The following is a 26,154-nucleotide window of genomic DNA, read 5'->3' on the forward strand; positions in this document are numbered from 1 at the left end:
TGCGTGTAACTAAATGTAGTTGCAAAAAGTAGTGTTCGTCAATGCTAGCTGCTGTTCGGGTGGTCTTCCCGAGATTGATGTAACCCTTGATGACACTGTGCGCCGCGCCTCCCATCCCCCGCTAATTTTTCCCTCTCCGGTTCGTTTTATAGGGACGACGTGCCTTTGTGCTTCCTGCCTACTGCTCCGGACTCCAAGAAATGAATGCTGAAGACTCCTTGAAACTTGCTCGCCGGTTTATCGGGTTGCCCCTGGAAAAACGCCAATTGTTCCTGCAGGCCCTGCAGAAAGAAGGCGTGGATTTTTCCCGGTTCCCCATTCCGGCGGGGGTGGAAGTGGAGGATCGCCAAGCGTTGTCCTACGCGCAGCAACGCATGTGGTTTCTTTGGCAATTGGACCCGGCCAGCGGCGCCTATAATCTGCCGGGAGCGGTACGGCTCAAGGGGGCGTTGAGCCTCGGCGCGTTGGAGCAGGCCTTTGCCAGCCTGGTCGCGCGCCACGAAACCCTGCGCACAGTATTCCAGCGCCAGGCGGACGAGCGCCTGATGCAGGTGCCGGCAGACACGTCGTTGACCGTCGAGCACCTGGACCTTAGCCACCTGGTCGCCGCCGAGCGCGAACAGGCCGTCAACGAGGCCGCGACCCGTCAATCGCTGCTGTCGTTCGACCTGGAAAACGGTCCGTTGCTGCGCGTGCAATTGCTCAAGCTCGACGCGCAGGAACACGTGCTGCTGTTGACCCTGCACCACATCGTCTCCGATGGCTGGTCGATGAATGTGCTGATCGACGAGTTCATCCGCTGCTACGACGCCCACGAGCGCAACGAAACCCCGCAACTGCCGGCCTTGCCGATCCAGTACAGCGACTACGCCCTGTGGCAGCGCCGCTGGCTGGAAGCGGGGGAGCAGACGCGCCAACTGGATTACTGGCAAGCACGCCTGGGTGATGAGCACCCGGTGCTGGAGCTGCCCACCGACCGCCCGCGTCCGGCGATGCCGAGCTACCAGGGCACACGCCACAATTTCGCGATTGAGCCTGCGCTGGCCATGCAGCTGCGCAGCTGCGCGCAAAAACACAACGTCACCCTGTTCATGCTGTTGCTCGGTGCTTTCAACGTGTTGCTGCATCGCTACACCGGGCAGGGCGATATCCGCGTCGGTGTGCCGATCGCCAACCGCAACCGCACTGAAGTCGAAGGGTTGATAGGCTTCTTCGTCAATACCCAGGTCTTGCGCACCGAGCTGACCGGGCAAACCCGCATCAATGAGCTGCTGCAAAGCATCAAGGAGCACGCCCTCGGTGCCCAGGCCCATCAGGAATTGCCCTTCGAACGCCTGGTGGAAGCCCTCAAGGTCGAGCGCAGCCTGAGCCACACGCCGCTGTTCCAGGTGATGTACAACCACCAGCCGGTAGTGGCCGACATTGCCAGCGTTAGCACCGCCTCCGGCCTGGAACTGGCCCTGGTGGAGTGGCAAGGCCGCACCACCCAGTTCGACCTGACCCTCGACACCTATGAAAAATCCGGCACCCTGCATGCCGCGTTGACCTACGCCAACGACCTGTTCGACGCGCCAACCATCGAGCGCATGGCCGGGCATTGGCTCAGCCTGTTGCAGGCCATGGTGGCCGACGATGAACAGCGCATCGGTGAATTGCCGATGTTGGCGGCGGATGAGCGGCAGGTGCTGGTCCACGCATGGAACCAGACCGCCGAGGCGTACCCGACCGAGCGCGGCATTCATCACCTGATCGAAGACCAGGCGCAGGCCACGCCGGATGCACCGGCGCTGGTGTTCGGTGCAACCACGCTGACCTACGCCCAGCTCGACACCCGCGCCAACCAGCTGGCCCACGCCTTGCGCGAGCAGGGCGTCGGCCCTGACGCGCTGGTGGGGATCTGCGTCGAGCGCTCCATCGAAATGGTGGTCGGCTTGCTCGCCATTCTCAAGGCCGGCGGCGCCTATGTCCCGCTGGACCCTGAATACCCCCGGGAACGCCTGGCCTACATGATCGAAGACAGCGGCATCCAGTTGCTGCTCAGCCAGCGCGACCTGTTGCCATTGCTGCCCACCGAGGGCATCCAGGTGATTGCCCTGGACCAGCCTGCGAGCTGGCTCGACGGTTACAGCCGTCAGTCGCCACGCGTCGACCTGCAGGCGCTGAACCTGGCCTACGTGATCTACACCTCCGGCTCAACGGGCAAGCCCAAGGGTGCCGGCAACAGCCACCGTGCGTTGGTCAACCGTTTGTGCTGGATGCAGCAGGCCTACGGCCTGGACGCCAGCGATGCGGTGCTGCAGAAAACCCCGTTCAGTTTCGACGTCTCGGTGTGGGAGTTCTTCTGGCCGCTGATGACCGGCGCCCGCCTGGTCGTCGCTGCGCCCGGTGAACACCGCGAACCGGCGCGGTTGATCGAGACCATCGGGCAACACCGCATCACCACCTTGCACTTCGTACCGTCGATGCTTCAGGCGTTTATCCATGAGCCGGGCGTGCAAGCCTGCAACACGCTGCGACGCATTGTCTGCAGCGGCGAAGCCTTGCCGCTGGATGCGCAGTTGCAAGTGTTCGCCAAGTTGCCACAGGCGGGCTTGTTCAACCTATACGGCCCGACCGAAGCCGCCATCGACGTGACCCACTGGACCTGCGTCGACGAAGGCGCCGACAGCGTGCCCATCGGTCGACCCATCGCCAACCTCGGTACGTACGTGCTCGATGCCCAACTGAACCCGGTGCCTGCGGGCGTCAGCGGTGAGCTGTACCTGGGCGGCGCCGGCCTGGCACGCAGTTACCACCGGCGCCCGGCACTGACCGCCGAACGTTTCGTGCCAAGCCCGTTCGGTGACGGTGTGCGTCTGTATCGCACTGGTGACCGCGTGCGCCAGCGTGCCGATGGGGTGATCGAATACCTGGGTCGCCTCGATCATCAGGTCAAGCTGCGTGGCCTGCGTATCGAGCTGGGCGAAATCGAAACGCGCCTGATGCAACACCCTTCGGTGCGCGAAGCCGTGGTGCTGGTGCAAGGCGGCAAGCAACTGGTGGCCTACCTGGTACTGGCCGACGAAACGCCTGCCGACCTCAAGGCCTGGCTGCTCGAAAGCCTCCCGGAATACATGGTGCCGACCCATCTGGTGCACCTGGCCAGGCTGCCGGTGACCGCCAACGGCAAGCTCGACCGCAAGGCCTTGCCATTGCCGGATGCTGCGCCCCAGCAGGCCTATGTAGCCCCGGAAAGCGACGTGCAAAAAGCCCTGGCAGCAATCTGGAGCGATGTGCTCGGTGTGGAACACGTCGGCCTGGAAGACAATTTCTTCGAACTGGGTGGCGATTCGATCATCTCCATCCAGGTAGTCAGCCGTGCGCGCCAGGCGGGCATTCGCCTGAGCCCGCGGGACCTGTTCCAGTACCAGAGCGTACGCAGCCTGGCGCTGGTGGCGACCTTCGAGCAGGCGACCCTCATCGACCAGGGGCCGGTCACCGGCGAGGTGTTCCTCACGCCAGTGCAACACAGCTTTTTCGAGCAGGCGATCCCGGCGCGCCAGCACTGGAACCAGTCGTTGCTGCTGACTCCGCGTGAGGCGCTGGAGCCCATGCGCCTTGAGGCCGCCTTGACCCGCTTGATCAACCATCACGACGCCTTGCGCCTGCGTTTTGTGCAACAGGCGGACGGTTGGCGCCAGGCCCACGCCGAGCCGGTTGCATCGGCTTCGTTATGGCAGTCCCAGGTCGCCGGCGAGGCTGAGTTGGCCGCACTGTGCGACGAGGCTCAACGCAGCCTTGATCTTGAACAGGGCCCGCTGCTGCGTGCGGTCCTGGCAATGATGGCCGACCGCACCCAGCGCCTGTTGCTGGTGGTGCATCACCTGGCAGTGGACGGCGTATCGTGGCGTATCCTGCTCGAAGACCTGCAACAGGCCTACGTCAACGCCGCATTGCCGGCCAAGACCAGCGCCTACCAGCAGTGGGCGCATCGGTTGCAGGCCCACGCGCAGACGCTGGACGCGCAACTGCGGTATTGGCAGGCACAGACCGCAAGCGCTGACCTGCCGTGCGACAACCCCCAGGGCGGCCTGCAAAATCGCCTGGGCAGTACACTCGAAATCCGCCTCAGCGCCGACCACACCCGCCAACTGCTGCAAGACGCTCCGGCGGCCTACCGCACCCAGGTCAACGACCTGCTGCTGACTGCGTTGGCGCGGGTCATCAGCCGCTGGAGCGAGCAACCTGCCGCACTTATCCAGCTGGAAGGCCATGGTCGCGAAGACCTGTTCGACACGCTCGACCTGAGCCGCACCGTGGGTTGGTTTACCAGCCTGTTCCCGGTGCGCCTGCAAGCCGAGGGTGAGCTGTCGGCTGCGATCAAGTCGGTGAAGGAGCAACTGCGTGCGGTGCCGCACAAAGGTATCGGCTATGGCCTGCTGCGCTACCTCGGCGCACCCGAGGCGCGTGAGGCCTTGTCCAAACAGGCCGTGCCGCGCATCACCTTCAACTACCTGGGGCAGTTCGACCGCCAATTCAACGAGGCGGCGCTGTTCGTTCCGGCTGACCAGGGCAGCGGACAGGCCCAGGACCCCGAGGCACCGCTGGCCAACTGGCTGACGGTGGAAGGGCAGGTGTACGGCGGTGAGCTGGCCCTGCGGTGGGGGTTCAGTCGTGAGATGTTCGAGGTGGCGACCGTCCAACGCCTGGCGGATGACTATGCCGCTGAACTCCAGGCCTTGATTGAACACTGCTGCGCCACGCCGGCGGGGCAGGTCACGCCTTCGGACTTCCCCCTGGCGCGCCTGACCCAGCAGCAACTGGACGCCTTGCCCATCGCCGGGCCGGCGATTGCCGATCTCTACCCGTTGTCGCCGATGCAGCAGGGTATGTTGTTCCATACCCTGTATGCGCCCGAGGCCGAGGCTTACATCAACCAGTTGCGCCTGGACATTGAAGGCCTGGACTTGCTCGCATTCGGCCGTGCCTGGCAAGCCGCGCTGGATCGCCATGACATCCTGCGCAGCAGCTTCCACTGGCTCGGCCTGGACAGTGCCCATCAAGTGATTCAGCGTCATGTCGATGTGCAGTTGCAAGTGATCGAAGATGTCGATGCTGATTTTGATGCATTCGCCGCTGCCGAACGCGAGAAGGGATTTGCGCTGAATGCTGCGCCGCTGTTTCGCCTGATGCTGGTGCGCGGTGCCGGCGGTGCCTGGCACCTGATCTTCACCAGCCACCACATCCTCATGGACGGCTGGAGTAACGCCCAGTTGCTCGGCGAAGTGATCGCCCATTACGCCGGGCAAAACGTGCCGGTGCCGCAGGGGCAGTTCCGCGATTACCTGGGCTGGCTGCAACAGCAAGCGTCGGGCGAGGCGTTCTGGAAGTCTGCGCTGGCGCCGCTGCAAGCGCCAACCCTGCTTGCGCAGGCGCTGCGTGTGCCGTTCGAAGGCAAGGGCATGGCTGACCATCAGGTCGTGCTGAGCGACGACTTCACGCGTGCCCTGGGCGAGTTTGCCCGCCACCACAAAGTCACCCTCAACACCTTGCTCCAAGGCGCATGGAGCGTGCTGCTGCAACGCTATACCGGGCAGGACTGCGTGGCCTTTGGTGCCACCGTCGCGGGACGCTCGGCACCATTGCCGGGGATCGAACAGCAGTTGGGCCTGTTCATCAACACGCTGCCGATCATCAATGCAGCATCGCCGGCCCAGCCGGTGGCCGACTGGCTGAGTGAGCTGCAAGCCCTCAACCTGAGCCTGCGCGACCATGAACATGTGCCGCTCTATGACATCCAGGGATGGGCAGGACAGCAGGGCAGCGCGCTGTTCGATACCTTGCTGGTGTTCGAAAACTTCCCGGTGGCCGAGGCCTTGAAGCAGGGCGCGCCTGCCGGCCTGGCGTTCGGCCGCCTGCATAACCACGAGCAGACCCATTATCCACTGACCCTGGGCATTGAGCTGGGCAGTTGCCTGCGCCTGGAGTTTGGTTATGACCAGGCGTGCTTCAGTGCTCGGCAGGTCGCTCAATTAAGCCGCAACCTGCACCACCTGCTGGTGCAGATGCTCGCGGATGCCCAGGCGCCCATTGGCAACCTGCTTCTGCTCGACCAAGCCGCACGGCGCGACATGCTTGCCCTCAGCCAGTCGCCCAGCCAGGCCCAGCGTCACCTGCGCGTGCACGAGCGTATAGCCGCCCAGGCCAGCGCCACACCCGACGCGATGGCCGTGCAGGCGGGTGAGGCACGCCTGAGCTACGCCCAGCTCAATGCTCGCGCCAACCGGCTTGCCCATCGCCTGCTGGAACTGGGCGTTGGCCCAGGCCAGCGCGTCGGCCTGGCGGCACGACGTGGTCCGCAGTTGATCGTCAGCCTGCTGGCGGTGCTCAAAAGTGGCGCCGCCTATGTGCCGCTGGACCCGAACTACCCCGCCGAACGCCTGGCCTACATGCTGACAGACAGCCGGCTCGACCTGCTGCTCAGCGAAACCGGGCTGCTGGCCGACCTGCCGTTGCCCCAAGGGCTGGCGCGCGAGAGTTTCACCGCGTCCGGCGAAGAACTGGCAGGCTACCCGTCGACCAATCCAACCAACCATGCCGCCGCTGCCGACCTGGCCTATGTGATCTACACCTCGGGCTCCACCGGGCTGCCCAAGGGTGTGGCCATCGACCATGCCGCCCTCGGCCAGTTCTGCGACAGCGCCGAGGCCTATAGCCGGTTGAGCGCGGCGGATCGCGTGCTGCAATTTGCCACGTTCAGCTTCGACGGCTTTGTCGAGCAATGCTACCCGCCGCTGTGTGTGGGCGCAGCGTTGGTCATGCGCGGCGATGAGCTATGGGATGCCGGGCAATTGGCGCGGGAAATCGTCGAGCAGGGCGTGACCCTCGCCGACCTGCCCGCCGCCTACTGGTATTTGCTCGCCAAGGAGTGCGCCCTCGACCAGCGCACCCTGGGCAACCTGCGTCAGGTGCATGTCGGCGGCGAGGCGATGTCGGTGGAAGGGCTGCGCGCTTGGTACGCCGCCGGGTTGGGTGACGTGCGTTTGGTCAACACCTACGGGCCCACCGAGGCCACCGTGGTGTCCAGCGTGCATGACTGCCAATTGGTGGATGCCAGCGATGCGTTTGGTGTGCCGATTGGTCGGGCCATCGACGGTCGCTCCTTGTATGTGCTGGACAGTGGTTTCGAATTATTGGCCACCGACGGCGTGGGCGAGCTGTGCATCGGCGCCGAACACGGTTTGGCCCAGCGTTACTTCGATCGCCCGGCGCTGACCGCCGAGCGCTTTTTGCCAAACCCGTTTTCCGCCGTGCCCGGCGCGCGGCTTTACCGCAGTGGCGACCTGGCACGCTATAACCAGGCGGGTGCGCTGGAGTATGTCGGGCGTATCGATCATCAAGTGAAGATCCGCGGGTTCCGCGTGGAAATGGGTGAGATCGAAGCCAGCCTGCAAGCCTTGCCGCAGCTGCGTGAAGCGGCCGTCATCGCACAATCGAGCCCGACGGGCACGCTATTGGTGGCATATGTGGTCGCCGCCAACGGGCAAAGCGTGGACACCCCGGCATTGGCGGCCACCTTGCGCCAGTCCTTGCCGGATTACATGGTGCCGGGGCACTGGGTTGTCCTCGACGCCTTGCCGTTGAACAACAATGGCAAGCTTGACCGTCGCGCACTGCCGGCACCGGACCTGAACCAGGCGCGCCAGGCTTACCGGGCGCCGCAAACCCCGCTGCAAACGCGTTTGGCCGCCATCTGGCAAGCGGTGTTGCAAGTGGATCAGGTGGGGCTCAATGACCACTTCTTCGAACGTGGCGGTCATTCGTTGCTGGCCACCCAAGTCATTTCGCGGGTGCGCCACGCACTGCAACTGGAAGTGCCGTTGCGGGCGCTGTTCGAACAACCGACGCTGGAAGCGTTCGCAGCCGCTTGCGCCGGGTTGCAGACCGCCAGGGAGCTGCCGCTGGTGGCTGTGACGCGGGACCAGCCGCTGGCGCTGTCGTTCGCCCAGGAGCGCCAATGGTTCCTCTGGCAACTGGACCCCACCAGCGCGGCTTACCACGTGCCGAGTGCAATGCATCTGCGCGGCCCCTTGGACGTCGCGGCGCTGGAGCGGGCGTTCCAGGCCCTGGTACAGCGCCATGAGCCGCTGCGCACCACCTTTGTAGAAGAGGACGAGCACACCTGGCAAGTGATTCATCCGCGCATGGCGATGCCGATCGAACACCAGCGGGTCGCGGCCTCGGTGATCGAACAAGCGGTGGCGCAGGAAATCCAGCGCCCGTTCGACCTGGTCAATGGCCCGCTGATGCGCGTCAACTTGCTGGAGGTCGAGGTCGAGCACCATGTGCTGGTGATCACCCAGCATCACATCATCTCCGACGGCTGGTCGATGCAAGTCATGGTCGACGAACTGGTGGCGCTCTATCAGGGCCAGTCCCCGTTGCCTGCGCCGCCGATCCAGTACGTCGACTATGCCCAGTGGCAACGTGACTGGATGGCGGCCGGTGAAAAACAGCGCCAACTCGACTACTGGCGCACCCGTCTGGGCACCGAGCATCCGGTGCTTGAGCTGCCGCTGGATTACCCGCGGCCGGCGCTGCAAAGCCATCGTGGCGCACGCCGCCAAGTCCAGCTCGACAACGCGCTGGTCACTGAGCTCAAGGCCCTGGCCCAGCGTCAGGAGGTGACTCTGTTTGTCGTGCTGCTGGCGTCGTTCCAGACCTTGCTGCATCGCTACAGCGGCCAGTCCCGGATCCGCGTCGGCGTACCGATCGCTAACCGTAATCGCCTGGAAACCGAGCGTCTGCTGGGCTTCTTCGTCAACACCCAGGTGCTGCAAGCCGACGTGCACGGGCAGATGGCCTTCGATCAATTGCTCGCCCAGGTCAAGCAGCACGCCCTGGACGCCCAGGCGCATCAGGACCTGCCGTTCGAACAACTGGTCGAAGCCCTGCAACCGGAGCGCAGCCTCAGCCATAACCCGCTGTTCCAGGTGATGTTCAACCACCAGGACAACCTGCGTGCAGCCCCGCTGCAGTTGCCGGGCCTGGACCTGCAAGCGGTGGATTGGGCCGGGCACAGCACCCAGTTCGATCTGAACCTGGAAACCGAAGAGTCCGCCGAAGGCCTGTGGGCGTCCCTGACCTACGCCACCGACCAGTTCGACGCCACGACCGTCGAGCGCCTGGCCGAGCACTGGCAGAACCTGCTGCGCGCCGTGGTGCACGATGCATCCCAGGCTGTGGATGAGCTGGCGATGCTCAGTGCGCCGCAATGGCAACAGATGGTCGAGGCCTGGAATGACACGTCGGTTGATTACCCCCGCGAGCGTTGCGTGCACCTACTGTTCGAGGCCCAGGCCCTGGCACACCCGGACGCGCTGGCGCTGCAGTTCAATGGCCAGGGTCTCAGCTACGGCGAACTCAACCGTCGCACCAACCGCCTGGCCCATCGCCTGATCGCGGCGGGCGTAGGGCCGGACGTACTGGTGGCGGTGCATGTCGAGCGTTCGCTGGACATGGTGATCGGCCTGTTGGCGACCCTCAAGGCGGGTGGTGCCTACGTGCCGCTCGACCCGCAATTCCCGGCGGACCGCCTGGCCTTCATGCTTGAAGACAGCCGTGCGCAAGTCTTGCTGACCCAGCCGCACTTGGACGGCAGCTTGGCGCACTCGCAGGGTGTGCAGGTGCTGATGGTCGAGGCGGATGACAATGCCGCCGAGCACAACCCCCAGGTCAACGTCACGCCGGAACACCTGGCCTACGTGATCTACACCTCCGGCTCCACCGGCAAGCCCAAGGGTGTGATGGTGCGCCACCAGGCGCTGTGCAGCTTCACCTGCGGCATGGCCGGCACCCTGGACATCGGCGCTGACGCCCGCGTGTTGTCGCTGACCACCTTCTCGTTCGATATCTTCGCCTTGGAGCTGTACGTGCCCCTGACGGTGGGTGCCACGGTACTGCTGAGCGGCCAGGAGCTGGCCCTCGACCCGGAAGCGATCATCGATCTGGTCCACAGCCAATCGGCCAACGTGCTGCAAGCCACACCGTCGACCTGGCGCATGCTGCTGGAAAGCCCGCGCGCCCAACGGCTGCGCGGTATCAAAAGCCTGTGCGGCGGCGAAGCACTGCCGTCGGACCTGGCCCAGCGCCTGCTCGACCTGCAAGGCCCGCTGTGGAACCTCTATGGCCCGACTGAAACCACTATCTGGTCCGCTGCCCATCGTCTGCACGAGGCCCAGCCTTTTGTCGGGCGGCCTATCGCCAATACCACGTTGTTCATCCTCAATGCCGGTTTGACGCCCAGCCCGGTGGGGGCCGCCGGTGAACTGCTGATCGGCGGCGTCGGCCTGGCTCGCGGTTACCACGAGCGCCCCGCGCTGACGGCCGAGCGCTTTGTGCCCAACCCGTATGGTGCGCCGGGAGAACGCCTGTACCGCACCGGCGACCTGGCCCGCTACCGTGCCGATGGCGTGGTGGAATACATCGGCCGGGTCGACCATCAGGTCAAGGTACGTGGGTTCCGCATCGAACTGGGTGAAATCGAAGCCTGCCTGCGCGAGCAGGCCGGTATACGCGAAGCCGTGGTCCTGGCCGACAACGACCGCTTGGTCGCCTACCTGGTCAGTTCCGCACCCGACACGCCAGAAGTCTACAAGGCGGCCCTGCGCGAGCGCCTGCCGGACTACATGGTGCCGGCGCACCTGGTGTTCCTCGATAGCCTGCCCCTGACCCCCAACGGCAAGCTCGACCGCAAGGCGTTGCCTGCGGTGGACGTGGCACGATTGAGCAAAGGCCATGTAGCGCCAGTGACACTGCGTGAACAGCAGGTCGCGGCGATCTGGGCCGAGGTGCTGGAGCTGCCGCAGGTCGGCCTTGACGATCACTTCTTCGAACTCGGCGGGCATTCGCTGCTGGCCACCCGTGTTGTCTCGCGGGTTCGCCAGGTGCTGGCGCTGGAAGTGGCGCTCAAGACTCTGTTCGAACACCCGCGGTTGGAGGATTTCGTTCAGGCGCTGGGCGAGGAGGGCGTGGTTGCGCCCGCGTTGCTCAAGGCTGACCGCAATCAACCGCTGCCGTTGTCCTATGCCCAGGAGCGGCAATGGTTCCTTTGGCAACTGGACCCGCAAAGCACGGCGTATCACATCCCCAGCGCATTACGTTTGAAAGGGCCGCTTGACCTGGCCGCGCTGCAATGCAGTTTCGACACCTTGCTGGCACGCCATGAAAGCCTGCGCACCTATGTGCGCCAGGACGCTGGCGGCGCAGTTCAGGTGATTGAAGACTCGGGCCTGATCGAGATCAGCCTGCTCGACACCGAAGAAGACAGCCTCAAGGCGCGGGTCGCAGAAGTGGTTGCGCAGCCATTCGACCTGCTGCGCGGGCCGCTGTTGCGGGCCAGGTTGCTGCGCCTGGCTGTTGATGAGCACGTACTGGTGCTGGTGCAGCACCACATCGTCTCCGATGGCTGGTCGATGCAACTGATGGTCGAGGAACTGGTGCAGCTGTACGCCGCCTTCAGCCAAGGCCACGTGCCAGACTTGCCAGCCTTGCCGATCCAGTACGCCGACTACGCCCTGTGGCAGCGCAACTGGATGGAGGCCGGCGAGAAGGCCCGCCAACTGGCGTACTGGCAGGCCCAGTTGGGTGGCATGCAGCCGGTGCTGGAGTTGCCTTTCGACTACCTGCGCCCCGCGGTACAAAGCCACCGTGGCGCCCGCCTGGGCATTGAGTTGCAACCGCAGCTTCTGGCCGGTTTGCGCCGCTTGGCGCAAGCCGCCGGTGTGACGTTGCCGGTGGTACTGCTGGCGTCCTACCAGGCGTTGCTGCACCGCTACAGTGGCCAGGAAGACGTGCGTGTCGGCGTGCCGATTGCCAACCGCAATCGCCTGGAAACCGAAGGGCTGATCGGCTTCTTCGTCAACACCCAGGTACTCAAGGCCGATATCCACGGGCAGATGAGCGTCGTGCAACTGCTGCAACAGGCACGCCAGCGTTCCCTGGAGGCCCAGGCCCACCAGGACCTGCCGTTCGAGCAACTGGTAGAAGCCCTGCAACCCGAGCGCAGCATGAGCCTGAGCCCGCTGTTCCAGGTGCTGTTCAACCATCGCGTGACCTCGGCCGCCAATCACTTGCAACGCCTCGCCGAACTGGATGTCGAGGTGCTGGGTTGGGATGAAGGTGTGGCGCAGTTCGACCTGGCGCTGGATGTGGAGGAAAGCCAGGCGACGCTGCGTGCGTCCCTGAGTTATGCCACTGATCTGTTTGCCCCAGCCACGATCGAGCGCATGGCCGGCCACTGGCAGAACCTGTTGCAGGCGATGGTCGCCGATCAACAGCAACCCATCAGCCAACTCAACCTGCTGGGCGAGGATGAGCAACAGCACATCCTGCAATTGTGGAACCAGACCGATGCCGGCTTCTCGGCCGAACGCCTGGTTCACCAGTTAGTGGCCGACCGCGCCCGGGAAAACCCGGATGCAGTCGCCGTGAAATTCGACGCACAAACCCTGAGCTATGGCGAACTGGACCGCCAGGCCAACCGCCTGGCCCATGCGCTGATCGCCCGTGGCGTCGGCCCGGAAGTGCGCGTGGCGATTGCCATGCCGCGCAGTGCCGAAATCATGGTGGCGTTCCTGGCGGTGATGAAGGCCGGTGGCGTCTATGTGCCGCTGGATATCGAATACCCGCGTGACCGCCTGCTGTACATGATGCAGGACAGCCGTGCCCAGTTGCTGCTGACTCATAGCAGTGCCTTGCAGCAACTACCGATTCCCGAGGGTCTGGACAGCCTGGCGATTGATCGCACCGAGGAATGGTCCGGTTACAGCGACACGGCGCCTGATGTGAAACTGGACGGCGACAACCTCGCGTACGTGATCTACACCTCCGGCTCCACCGGCCTGCCCAAGGGGGTGGCGGTGTCCCACGGTCCGCTGGTGGCGCATATCATTGCCACCGGCGAGCGTTATGAAACCTCGCCCGCCGACTGCGAACTGCACTTCATGTCGTTCGCCTTCGACGGCTCCCATGAAGGCTGGATGCACCCGCTGATCAACGGCGCCAGTGTGTTGATCCGCGATGACAGCCTGTGGCTGCCGGAATACACCTACCAGCAAATGCACCGCCACAACGTGACCATGGCGGTGTTCCCACCGGTGTACCTGCAACAGTTGGCCGAGCATGCCGAGCGTGACGGCAACCCGCCGAAGGTGCGGGTGTACTGCTTCGGTGGCGATGCCGTGGCGCAAGCCAGCTACGACCTGGCCTGGCGCGCACTCAAGCCGACCTATCTGTTCAACGGCTACGGCCCGACCGAAACCGTGGTCACGCCATTGCTGTGGAAAGCGCGCAAGGGCGACCCGTGCGGTGCCGTCTACGCTCCCATTGGCACGCTGCTGGGCAACCGCAGCGGCTACGTGCTGGATTCACAACTCAACCTGCAACCCATCGGCGTAGCCGGTGAGCTGTACCTGGGCGGCGAAGGCGTGGCCCGTGGGTATCTGGAGCGCCCGGCGCTGACTGCCGAACGCTTTGTGCCGGACCCGTTCGGCAAGCCCGGCAGCCGTGTGTATCGCAGTGGTGACCTAACCCGTGGCCGCCCGGATGGTGTGGTGGACTACCTCGGCCGTGTCGACCATCAGGTGAAAATCCGTGGTTTCCGTATCGAGCTGGGTGAAATCGAAGCGCGTCTGCGCGAACAGGACAACGTCGGTGAAACCGTGGTGGTCGCCCAGGAAGGCCCGACCGGCAAGCAGTTGGTGGCTTACGTAGTGCCCGCAGACGGCAGCCTGATCAACGAAACCGAGTTGCGCGACACCCTGCGCCGCGCCCTGAAAACCCACCTGCCGGACTACATGGTGCCGACACACTTCATGTTCCTGGCGCAAATGCCGCTGACCCCCAACGGCAAACTCGACCGCAAGGGCCTGCCCGAGCCGGATGCGAGCCTGCTGCAACAGGCCTATGTGGCCCCCGAAACCGAGCTGGAACGGCAGATCGCCGCGATCTGGGCCGATGTCCTGCGCCTGCCGCAAGTGGGCCTGAACGACAACTTCTTTGAAGTGGGCGGCCATTCCCTGCTGGCGATCCAGATCACCTCGCGGGTCCAGGCCGAACTGGGGCTGGAAGTGCCCTTGCTGGAAGTGTTCCAGACCGAAACCCTGCGTGCCTACGTGCAGGCCGCCGCCACCTTCCGCGCCGGCAGCGCGGAAGATTTTGATGATCTTCGTGACTTTTTGAGCGAACTAGAGGCGATTTGACCCATGCTTTCCAACCCTAATATCGATCTGGTTTCGCGCTTTCTTCGCCTGCCTCTGGAACAGCGCCAGCAGTTTTACCAGCGCCTGCAAAGCCGGGGCATGAGCTTCGCCCAGCTGCCGATTGCCTCGATCCGTGAGGACGGCCAGAGTCTGCCGTTGTCCTACGCCCAGGAGCGCCAGTGGTTTCTCTGGCAACTGGACCCGGACAGCGCTACTTATCATATTCCCGGCGCACTGCGTCTGCAGGGCCGACTGGACCTGGCGGCCCTGCAACGCGCGTTCGACAGCCTGCTGGCCCGCCATGAAAGCCTGCGCACACGCCTGGTACAGGACGGCGAGCGCCTGCTGCAAAACGTAGCGCCCGAGGCGCGCATCGAGATACACCAGGACGTTGCCGACGAACACCAACTGATCGCGCGCATCGAAGCCGAGATAGCCCGGCCTTTCGATTTGCAGGCGGGGCCGTTGTTGCGCGTGACCTTGCTGCAACTGGCCGAAGACGAGCATGTGCTGGTGATGGTGCAGCACCACATCATTTCCGATGGCTGGTCGATGCAGGTCATGGTCGAGGAACTGGTGCAGTTCTACGCCGCGCACAGCCAAGGCCAGGAGGTGCAATTGCCGGGCTTGCCGATCCACTATGCCGACTACGCGCTGTGGCAGCGCAGCTGGATGGAAGCCGGGGAGAAGGCTCGTCAATTGGCCTACTGGCAGGACCTGTTGGGCGGTGAGCAACCGGTGCTGGAGTTGCCCCTCGACTATTCGCGCCCGGCGCAGCAAAGCCATCGCGGCGCCAGCTTGCAGGTGCATCTGCCGGCGGACCTGGTGGCTGGTATCAAGCGCCTGGCCCAGCAAGAGGGCGTAACCCCGTTCATGCTGTTGCTGGCCTCGTTCCAGACCCTGCTGTTTCGCTACAGCGGCCAGTCGGACATCCGCATCGGCGTGCCGAATGCCAACCGCAACCGCGTGGAAACCGAGCGGCTGATCGGCTTTTTCGTCAACACCCAAGTACTCAAGGCCGACCTCGACGGGCAGATGAGCTTCGCCGAACTGCTGCAACAGGCCAAGCGCCGCGCCCTGGAAGCCCAGGCGCACCAGGACTTGCCGTTTGAACAATTGGTGGTGGCGCTGCAACCTGAACGCAGTCTGAGCCATAACCCGCTGTTCCAAGTGATGTTCAACCACCAGACCGACGCCCAGGGCGGGCGCGATGACCAGCCATTGCCTGGCCTGCGGGTGGCGGAGCTGAATTGGGAGAGCCGGACCACGCATTTCGACCTGAGCCTGGACACCCATGAGTCTGGCGAGGGCCTCTGGGCGGCGCTGACCTACGCCACCGACCTGTTCAAAAGCGCAACCATCGAACGCTTGGCGCAGCATTGGCAGAACCTGCTCCAGGCGGCAGTGAGTGCACCACGCAGCCTTCTTTGCACGCTGTCGATGCTCGATGCACCCGAACAACAGCGGATGCTCAAGGACTGGAATGCCCCCGTCACCGTCGCGGCGTCGCACGCCGTGCACCAGTTGTTCGAGGCCCAGGCCCGCGAACATCCGGCGCGCCAGGCGCTGGCCTTGGATGAGCAAACGCTCAGCTACGGTGAACTGAACCGCCAGGCCAATCGCCTGGCGCACTACCTGATCGCCCAGGGTGTAGGCCCGGAAGTGCTGGTTGGCATCGCGGTCGAGCGCTCCTTTGCCATGGTGGTCAGCCTGTTGGCGGTGCTCAAGGCGGGTGGCGCCTACGTGCCGCTTGACCCTGAATACCCGCGTGAACGCCTGGTGCATATGCTCGACGACAGTGGTGTGCGACTGGTGTTGACCCAATCCCACCTGCGCGACCGCTTGCCATTGCCGGCCGATCTGACGGCGCTGGACATCGACCTGGCCGACGCGCAGTTGGCGCAGTGTGCCGAGCACAACCCGCCTACCGCGTTCGAGCCCCGCAGCCTGGCGTATGTCATCTACACCTCCGGCTCCACCGGCAAGCCAAAAGGCGTTGCCATCAGCCATGCGGCATTGAGCGAATTCGCCGGTATCGCGGCCGAGTATTCGCGCCTGGTCGCGGACGACCGCGTACTGCAGTTCGCGACCCTGAACTTCGATGGTTTTGTCGAGCAGCTGTACCCGGCCCTGACCCTGGGCGCGACGGTCGTGTTGCGCGGGCCGCAGTTGTGGGACGGCGCTGACCTGTACAGGCAGATTATCGACCAAGGCATCACCCTGGCCGACTTGCCCACCGCCTATTGGAAACTGTTCCTGCAGGATTGTCTTGCAGCGGGGCCACGGCCCTATGGCGCATTGCGGCAGGTGCATATCGGCGGCGAAGCGATGCCGCTGGATGGCCCGGTGTCGTGGCAGCGCGCGGGGCTGGGGCATGTACGGCTGCTCAATACGTATGGGCCGACCGAGGCCACGGTGGTATCCAGCGTGCTCGATTGCAGCGACGACAACGCCGTGATTGGCGCCACTGCCAGCCCGATTGGCCGCGCGTTGCCGGGGCGCGGTCTGTATGTGTTGGACCGTGACCTTAACCTGTTGCCGGTTGGCGCCGTGGGTGAGCTGTACATTGCCAGTGCCAGTGGCTTGGCCCGTGATTACCTGCAACGCCCGAGCCTGACCGCCGAACGTTTTGTCGCCGACCCGTTCAGCACCCTGGGTGAGCGTCTTTACCGCACCGGTGACCTGGCGCGTTATCGCGCCGACGGGGTGATCGAATACGTCGGTCGCGTCGATCATCAGGTCAAAATCCGCGGTTTCCGAATCGAGTTGGGTGAGATCGAAGCGCTGCTGTTGGCCCAGGAGGCGGTGCGCGAAGCCTTCCTGCTGGCGGCCGACAACCAGTTGGTGGCTTACCTTGTGCCAGCCCAGCCGTTGTCCGCCGCCGAGCATGCGGCAGCGGGCGAAACGCTCAAGGCCACCTTGCGTGAGCAACTGCCCGATTACATGGTGCCTGCGCACTTGATCTTCCTCGACCGCATGCCGTTGAACCCCAACGGCAAGCTTGACCGCCAGGCGCTGCCCAAACCCGATGGCAGCGCGGTGCAACAGGCCTGGCAGGCACCGGTTACGCCACTGCAACAGCAGGTTGCGGCGATCTGGGCTGATATTCTTGGCGTCGAGCGTGTGGGCCTGACCCACCACTTCTTCGAACTGGGCGGGCATTCGCTGATGGCCATGCAAGTGGTCTCGCGCATTCGTCAGGCATTGAAGCTCGAAGTGCCGCTCAAATTGCTGTTCGAACAGCCGCGCCTGGAGGGGTTTGTCGCCGCACTGACCACCCAGGCCCCAGGCGCGCCGAACGCGCCCGCGCTGTTGCCGGTAGGGCGGGACCAGCCGTTGCCGCTGTCCTACGCCCAGGAGCGCCAATGGTTTTTATGGCAACTGGAGCCGCAAAGCGCCGCGTACCACATCCCCAGCGCCTTGCGTTTGAAAGGGCAGCTTGATCTGGTTGCACTGCAACGCAGTTTCGATACCTTGCTGGCCCGGCATGAAAGCCTGCGCACCCATTTGCGCCAGGAGCGCGACCGCACGGTTCAAATAATTTCACCGCAGGTGTCGTTGCCGATAGCGCACGCCGAGGTACAGGAAGCGCAGCTCAAGGCGCGGGTCGAGGCCGAAATAGCCCAACCCTTCAATCTGGAACAAGGGCCTTTGCTGCGGGTTTCGTTGCTGCGCATCGCCGCTGATGAACATGTATTGGTATTGGTGCAGCATCACATCGTGTCCGATGGCTGGTCGATGCAGCTGATGGTTGAAGAGCTGGTGCAACTGTATGCGGCCTACAGCCAGGGACAGGTGTTGCAATGGCCGGCGCTGCCGATTCAGTACGCCGACTACGCCGTATGGCAGCGCAACTGGATGGAGGCGGGCGAGAAGGCCCGTCAACTGGCGTATTGGCGCGACATGCTCGGCGGTGAGCAGAGCGTGTTGGCGTTGCCGTTCGACCACCCGCGTCCTGCTGTGCAAAGCCATCGTGGCGCGCGCCTGGCATTCGAACTGCCCGGCGCGTTGACCCAAGGCCTCAAGGCCCTGGCCAAGCAGCAGGACGTGACCTTGTTCATGCTGCTATTGGCCTCGTTCCAGACCTTGCTGCATCGCTACAGTGGCCAGGAAGAGATCCGTGTCGGGGTGCCGATCGCCAACCGCAATCGCAGCGAGACCGAGCGTCTGATCGGCTTCTTCGTCAACACCCAGGTGCTCAAGGCCGATCTCCACGGCCAGATGAGCGTCGAGCAACTGCTGCAACAGGCCCGGCAACGGGCGCTGGACGCCCAGGCTCACCAGGACCTGCCCTTCGAACAACTGGTGGAAGCGCTGCAACCCGAGCGCAGCCTGAGCCACAACCCGTTGTTCCAAGTGATGTTCAACCACCAGACCGACGTGGGCCAGGCTCAGGTTCAGCAGCAACTGCCGAATCTTTCGGTAGAAGGGCTGGAATGGGAAAGCAAGACGGCGCATTTCGACCTGGACCTGGATATCCAGGAATCCACCGAAGGTATCTGGGCCACGCTCGGCTATGCCCAGGACCTGTTTGAGGCCAGTACCGTGCAACGCATGGCGCGACACTGGCAGAACCTGTTGCAAGGCATGGTTGCCGACCCACGGCAGAATCTCAGCCAATTAAACCTGCTGGACAACGCCGAACGGCAACAGATTCTTCAACTGTGGAACCAGAGCGACGCCGGCTTCTCGGCCAAGCGCCTGGTCCACGAGTTGGTGGCCGACCGCGCCTGGGAAACCCCCGAGGCGGTGGCGGTGAAATTTGGCGAGCAGCAGCTGACTTACGGCGAGCTGGACCGCCAGTCCAACCGTCTGGCCCATGCGCTGATCGCCCGTGGCGTCGGCCCGGAAGTGCGCGTGGCGATTGCCATGCCGCGCAGTGCCGAGATCATGGTGGCGTTCCTCGCGGTGATGAAAGCCGGTGGCGTCTACGTGCCGCTGGACATCGAATACCCGCGTGATCGCCTGCTGTACATGATGCAGGACAGCCGTGCCCGGTTGCTGCTGACCCACAGCAGTGCCTTGCAGCAACTGCCGATCCCCGACGGCCTTGATTGCCTGGCGATTGATCTTACCGAGGAGTGGGCAGGCTTCAGCGACACGGCGCCGCAGGTGAAACTGGACGGCGACAACCTCGCCTACGTGATCTACACCTCCGGCTCCACCGGCATGCCCAAGGGGGTTGCTGTCTCTTACGGTCCACTGGTGGCGCATATCATCGCCACCGGCGAGCGTTATGAAACCTCGCCCGCCGATTGCGAACTGCACTTCATGTCGTTCGCCTTCGACGGGTCCCACGAAGGCTGGATGCACCCGCTGATCAACGGCGCGAGCGTGTTGATCCGCGATGACAGCCTGTGGCTGCCGGAGTACACCTACCAACAAATGCACCGTCACAACGTGACCATGGCGGTGTTCCCGCCGGTGTACCTGCAACAGTTGGCCGAGCATGCCGAGCGTGACGGCAACCCGCCGAAGGTGCGGGTGTACTGCTTCGGTGGCGATGCCGTTGCCCAGGCCAGCTATGACCTGGCGTGGCGCGCGCTCAAGCCGACTTATCTGTTCAACGGCTACGGCCCGACCGAAACCGTGGTCACGCCGTTGCTGTGGAAGGCCCGCCGTGGTGACCCGTGCGGTGCCGTCTACGCGCCGATCGGCACACTGCTGGGCAACCGCAGCGGCTACGTGCTGGACGCGCAACTTAACCTGCAACCCATCGGCGTAGCCGGTGAGTTGTACCTGGGCGGCGAGGGCGTGGCCCGGGGTTACCTGGAGCGCCCGGCCCTGACCGCCGAGCGCTTCGTACCGGACCCGTTCGGCAAGCCCGGCAGCCGTATGTATCGCAGCGGCGACCTGACCCGTGGCCGCCCGGATGGCGTGGTGGATTACCTCGGCCGCGTCGACCATCAGGTGAAAATCCGTGGCTTCCGTATCGAGCTGGGCGAGATCGAAGCGCGCCTGCGCGAGCAGGACAGCGTCGGCGAAACCGTGGTGGTGGCCCAGGAAGGGCCGAGCGGCAAGCAACTGGTCGCCTATGTGGTGCCGCTGGACCCCTTGCTCGTCGACGACGCAGTGGCGCAGTCGACCTGCCGCGAAGCCTTGCGCCGCGCCCTGAAAACCCGTTTGCCGGACTATATGGTACCCACGCACCTGATGTTCCTTGAGCGCATGCCGCTGACGCCGAACGGCAAGCTCGACCGCAAGGGCCTGCCGCGCCCGGATGTCAGCCAGATGCAGCAGGTGTACGTGGCGCCACAGAGTGAGCTGGAGCAGAAGATCGCGGCGATCTGGTCCGACGTGCTGCGTCTGCCACGTGTCGGTTTGCACGATAACTTCTTCGAGTTGGGCGGTGACTCGATCATCTCGATCCAAGTGGTCAGCCGTGCCCGCCAGGCCGGTGTGCGCTTCACGCCCAAGGATCTGTTCCAGCACCAGACGGTCCAGAGCCTGGCGGCCGTGGCCCGGGAAGGCGAGGGCGCGGTGGTGCTGGATCAGTCGGCATTGACCGGCGAGTTGTTGTTGCTGCCTGTCCAGCAGGCGTTTTTTGCCGATGACATTCCCCAGCGTCATCACTGGAACCAGTCGGTGGTGCTACAGCCACATCAGGCGTTGCAGGCGCCGCTGCTGGTGGCGGCGCTGCAGGCGTTGATCGTGCATCACGACGCCCTGCGCACCGGTTTCGTCCAGGGCGCGGCAGGCTGGAGCGCGGCGTATCGCGGGCCGCAGCAGCATCAGGCCGAGCAGGTCCTGTGGCAGACCACCTTGAATGCAGTCGAAGAGTTAGAGGCCCTGGGTGAGGAAGCCCAGCGCAGCCTCGACCTGAGCGAAGGGCCGCTGCTGCGAGCAGTGCTCGTCGACCTCGCCGACGGCTCCCAGCGCCTGCTGCTGGTGATTCATCACTTGGTGGTGGACGGTGTGTCCTGGCGCATCCTGCTGGAAGACCTGCAAACGGCTTACCGCCTGCTTGCCCAAGGTGCCACGGTCGTGTTGCCCGCCAAGACCAGCGCGACCCGTGCCTGGGCCGAGCGTCTGCAAACCTATGCACGCAGCGCCGCACTGGCGCAGGAACTGGCCTGGTGGCAGACGCAGTTGCAAGGCAGCCCTACCGGACTGCCGGGGGCCGATTCAAAGGCCAGCTTGAGCAACCGGCATGCGCTGAGCGTGACCACCCATCTGGATCAGGCCTTCACGCGGCGTCTGTTGCAGGACGCCCCCAGTGCTTACCGCACCCAGATCAATGACCTGTTGCTGACTGCACTGGCTCGCGTCGTTGTGCGCTGGACCGGTGACGCGTCGATGTTGATCCGCCTGGAAGGCCATGGCCGTGAAGACCTGTTCGACGAGATCGACCTGACCCGTACCGTCGGCTGGTTCACCAGCCTCTACCCGGTGAAGCTGGTGCCGACCGATTCGTTGGGCGGCTCCCTCAAGCAGATCAAGGAGCAGCTGCGCGCGATTCCCGACAAGGGCCTGGGCTTTGGTGCCCTGCGTTACCTGGGGAATGCCGAGGCTCAACAGGCCCTGAGTGAACTGCCGCGCCCACGCATCACCTTCAACTACCTGGGGCAATTCGATGGCAGTTTTGACGGCGGCGAACAAGAAGGCTTGTTCGTCCCCTCCGGTGATGGCAGTGGTTCCGAACAGAGTGCCGAGGCACCGCTGGGTAACTGGTTGGAAATCAACGGCCAGGTCTACGCCGGTGAATTGAAGTTGAACTGGAGCTTCAGCCAGCAGATGTTCGATGAAGCGACCGTACAACGCCTGGCGGATGACTACGCGACGGAACTCAAGGCGTTGATCGAGCACTGTGGTGTCAACCGGGGTGTCACGCCCTCGGACTTCCCGTTGGCGCGCTTGTCCCAGGCGCAACTGGACAGCTTGCCGGTGACGGTGGCTGATATCGAAGACGTTTACCCGCTGTCGCCGATGCAGCAAGGCATGTTGTTCCAATCGTTGTACGGCGAAGGCTCGGGTGACTACATCAACCAGATGCGCATTGATGTCGAGGGCCTGGATGTACCGCGCTTCCGCCAGGCCTGGCAGGCGGCGCTCGACAGCCATGAGATCCTGCGCAGCGGTTTTCTCTGGCAGACCGAGCTTGAGCAGCCGTTGCAGGTGGTCTACAAGCAGATGCAAATGCCGTTCGCCGAGCTGGACTGGCAAGATCGGCCCGGCAGCAGTGCGGCACTCGATAGCCTGGCCGAGTCGGCGCGGGCCCAGGGGTTCGTGCTGGAACAAGCGCCATTGCTGAGCCTGACGGTGGTCCGTACGGGGGCGTCCCGTTATCACTTGATCTACACCAACCACCACATCTTGATGGACGGCTGGAGTGGTTCGCAGTTGTTTGGCGAGGTGTTGCAGCATTACGCCGGTGAACCGCTACGTGCGCCCATCGGGCGTTACCGCGATTACATTGCCTGGCTGCAGGCACAGGACAAGTCGGTCAGCGAGGCATTCTGGAAAGAGCAACTGCTCAACCTGCAAGAACCAACCCGCCTGGCCCGTGGCCTACAGGCTGCGCACAGCGAGGCGCTGGCCGTCAACGGCGAGCATCGTCTGAACCTCGACGCCAGCCAGACCGCTCAGCTCAAGGCCTTCGCCCAGCGCAATAAAGTCACCCTCAATACGCTGGTGCAAAGCGCCTGGCTGCTGCTGTTGCAGCATCACACCGGGCAGTCCACCGTGGCGTTCGGCGCCACCGTGGCAGGCCGTCCGGCGCAATTGCGCGGTATCGAACAACAGGTCGGTCTGTTCATCAACACCTTGCCCGTCGTGGCCACGCCGGATGCACAGATGACGGTCAGCCAGTGGCTGCAGCAGATCCAGGCGCAAAACGTGCGCTTGCGTGAGCAGGAGCATACGCCGCTGTTCGAGATCCAGCGTTGGGCCGGGCTGGGTGGCGAGGCGCTGTTCGACAGCATTCTGGTGTTTGAGAACTACCCGGTGTCCGAAGCGCTGGAGCAGGGCGCACCTTCGGGGCTCACGTTTGGCGCCGTCCACAGCCTGGAGCAAACCCACTATCCGTTGACGGTCTTGCTGGGCATCGGTGACACCTTGGGCCTGGAGTTCAATTACGACCGCCAGGCATTCAGCGCGGCGCATATCGAACGGTTGGCCGAGCACTTCCAGCAGGTGTTGCAGGCATTGGCAGTGGACGGCGCCCAGCGTCTGGCAACGTTGCCTTCGCTGGCCCGTTCCGAGCGCGAAACGGTCCTGCATGCCTGGAATGACACGGCCACGGACTACCCGCTGCACCTTCCGGTGCATCAGTTGATCGAAGCCCAGGTGGTGCGCACGCCGGACGCACCAGCGCTGGTATTTGCCGGGCAGGTATTGAGTTACGCCGCGCTTAACCGCCGGGCAAACCGCCTGGCGCATCGCCTGATGGCGGCCGGCGTCGGGCCGGATGTCCTCGTGGGGCTGGCGGTTGAGCGTTCGATTGAAATGGTCGTTGGCCTGCTGGCGGTACTCAAGGCAGGTGGCGCTTATGTGCCGCTGGACCCGGAATACCCCCGCGATCGATTGGCCTACATGCTGCAAGACAGCGACGTGAAGCTGTTGTTGACCCAGGCGCATTTGCTGGAGCAACTGCCGATTCCAGCGGGCTTGCACAGCCTGGTGCTGGAGCAGGGCGATGAGGGGTTGCAGGCCTACGCCGAGCGGAATCCGCAGGTCGCCGTCGATGGCGAAAACCTTGCCTATGTGATCTACACCTCGGGCTCCACCGGCCAACCCAAAGGTGCGGGTAACCGCCATTCGGCGCTGACCAACCGGCTGTGCTGGATGCAGCAGGCGTATGGCCTGGACGGCAGTGATACGGTCTTGCAGAAGACGCCGTTCAGTTTCGACGTGTCGGTGTGGGAGTTCTTCTGGCCGCTGATGACCGGTGCGCGCCTGGTGGTGGCCGCGCCGGGCGACCATCGTGATCCGGCCAGGCTGGTGAGCCTGATCAACGCCGAGCAAGTCACTACGTTGCACTTTGTGCCATCCATGCTCCAGGCCTTCTTGCAGGATGCCGGCGTCGGCGCCTGTCACAGCCTGCAGCGCATTGTGTGCAGCGGTGAAGCGCTGCCGGTGGATGCTCAGCAACAGGTGTTCGCCAAACTGCCGCGTGCCGGGTTGTACAACCTGTATGGGCCGACCGAAGCGGCAATCGACGTGACGCACTGGACCTGCGTCGACGAAGGGGGTGACGCCGTGCCGATTGGTCGGCCGATCGCCAACCTGGGCTGCTACGTGTTGGACGGCAACTTGGAACCGGCACCCGTTGGCGTGTTGGGTGAACTCTATCTCGGCGGCGTCGGCCTGGCGCGCGGTTATCACCGTCGGCCGGCGCTGACCGCCGAACGCTTTGTGACCGATCCGTTCGGCAGTGGCACCCGTTTGTATCGCACCGGGGACCTGGCGCGTTATCGCGACGATGGGGTGATCGAGTACGCCGGGCGCATCGATCACCAGGTCAAGCTGCGTGGCTTGCGCATCGAATTGGGTGAAATCGAGGCCCGCCTGCTGGAGCACGCGTGTGTGCGTGAAGCGGCGGTGCTCGCCGTGGACGGCACGCATCTGGTGGGCTACCTGGTGCTGCAGGCGCCGAGCGAGGATTGGAAAGCACAGGTGGCGATGCACCTGGCGGCGCAGTTGCCGGACTACATGGTACCGGCGCAGTGGGTGGTGTTGACACAGATGCCGCTGAGCCCCAATGGCAAGCTGGATCGCAAGGCGTTGCCTAAACCGGAGGCGCAAGGCGCGGACGCTTATCAGGCCCCGCAAAGCGCCGTCGAGCAGCAAGTCGCGGCGATCTGGCGTGATGTCCTCGGTGTCGAGCGCGTAGGGCTGAACGACAACTTCTTCGAGTTGGGTGGTCACTCCTTGCTGGTGCTGATGCTCAAGGAGCGTATCCGTAAAGTCATCGGTGTCGGCTTGTCCGTCAGCCAGTTGATGCTTAACCCGACGGTACGCAGCCAGGTCAACTGCCTGAAGGGCGACGCGCGCAGCTCGTTGATCGTCAAGCTCAACAGCCAGACCGAAGGCACACCGTTGTTCATGTTCCACCCAAGCTTCGGTTCGGTGCATTGCTACACCGCGATTGCCCTCGCGCTCCGGGAGCTGCGTCCGGTGTTCGGGGTGATTTGCCGTGCATTGGCCGAGGACGGTGCAGTGGTGCCCGAATGGCAAGCCATGGTCGAGGATTACGCCGAGCAACTCCTGTTGGCCCAGCCCCAGGGCTCCTTCCGCCTGGCAGGCTGGTCGTTGGGTGGCAACCTGGCGATGGAAGTCGCCTACGTGCTGGAGCAAGCGGGACGCGACGTCGAGTTTGTCGGCTGGATCGACTCCGCGCCGCCGCAGTGGCTCAGGCCCTATTGGCAGGCGGTCGTCACCGAGGATGCCCGTGAAGTCTCGGCGAACGAGCGGCGTGCGGCGTTGTTGGGCGTGATGTTCCCGGCGTTTGCCGAGCGGATTCAGGCGGCCTGGCAGCAATGTCAGCGCGATGCCCAAGACGAAGCTGGGCAATGGCAAGGGTTTATCGCCTGGGCCGAGCAGACCCTGGGCGACACCTTTACCGGTATCAAGAACGAGTTGCTGCGTGGCAATGAGGCGCAGATTTCCTGGGAGGTCGACCGCGCGCTCAGTGAGCGTCTGTCGGCGGCGGACTTCAAGCCGATCAAGGCCCCGGTCAGTTGCTGGTGGGCGTCCATGAGCCGCGCCGGGCAGTTCAAGGAGCTGATCGAGCAGCACATGGCAAGCACCCTTGTTCAGGGGCGGATCGAGCGTTCAGTGGTGATCGAGACTGATCACGACGGGATCATCGACAGTGCCGAGTTCATTCGTAGCCTGGTGGCCGCCATGGAATAACACCTCAAGTGATGAACACTGAACCTGTGTCGAGGGGGCAAGCTCTCTCGCCACAGGGGAC

At 64.0% G+C, this 26,154-nt stretch carries 2 protein-coding genes; both read left to right on the forward strand.

Annotation, left to right across the window (positions count from 1 at the left end):
* The first annotated feature begins 200 nt into the window (after window positions 1–200).
* Window positions 201–14,240 (forward strand): non-ribosomal peptide synthase/polyketide synthase, encoded by a 14,040-nt coding sequence (locus BMX59_RS24620; RefSeq protein ID WP_093126765.1) that lies wholly within the window; start codon window positions 201–203, stop codon window positions 14,238–14,240.
* A gap of 3 nt (window positions 14,241–14,243) precedes the next feature.
* Window positions 14,244–26,093 (forward strand): non-ribosomal peptide synthetase, encoded by an 11,850-nt coding sequence (locus BMX59_RS24625; protein ID WP_093126769.1) that lies wholly within the window; start codon window positions 14,244–14,246, stop codon window positions 26,091–26,093.
* Window positions 26,094–26,154: the final 61 nt, after the last annotated feature.

It is taken from the genome of Pseudomonas sp. NFR09 (assembly GCF_900111535.1).
Taxonomy (GTDB): Bacteria; Pseudomonadota; Gammaproteobacteria; order Pseudomonadales; family Pseudomonadaceae; genus Aquipseudomonas; species Aquipseudomonas extremorientalis.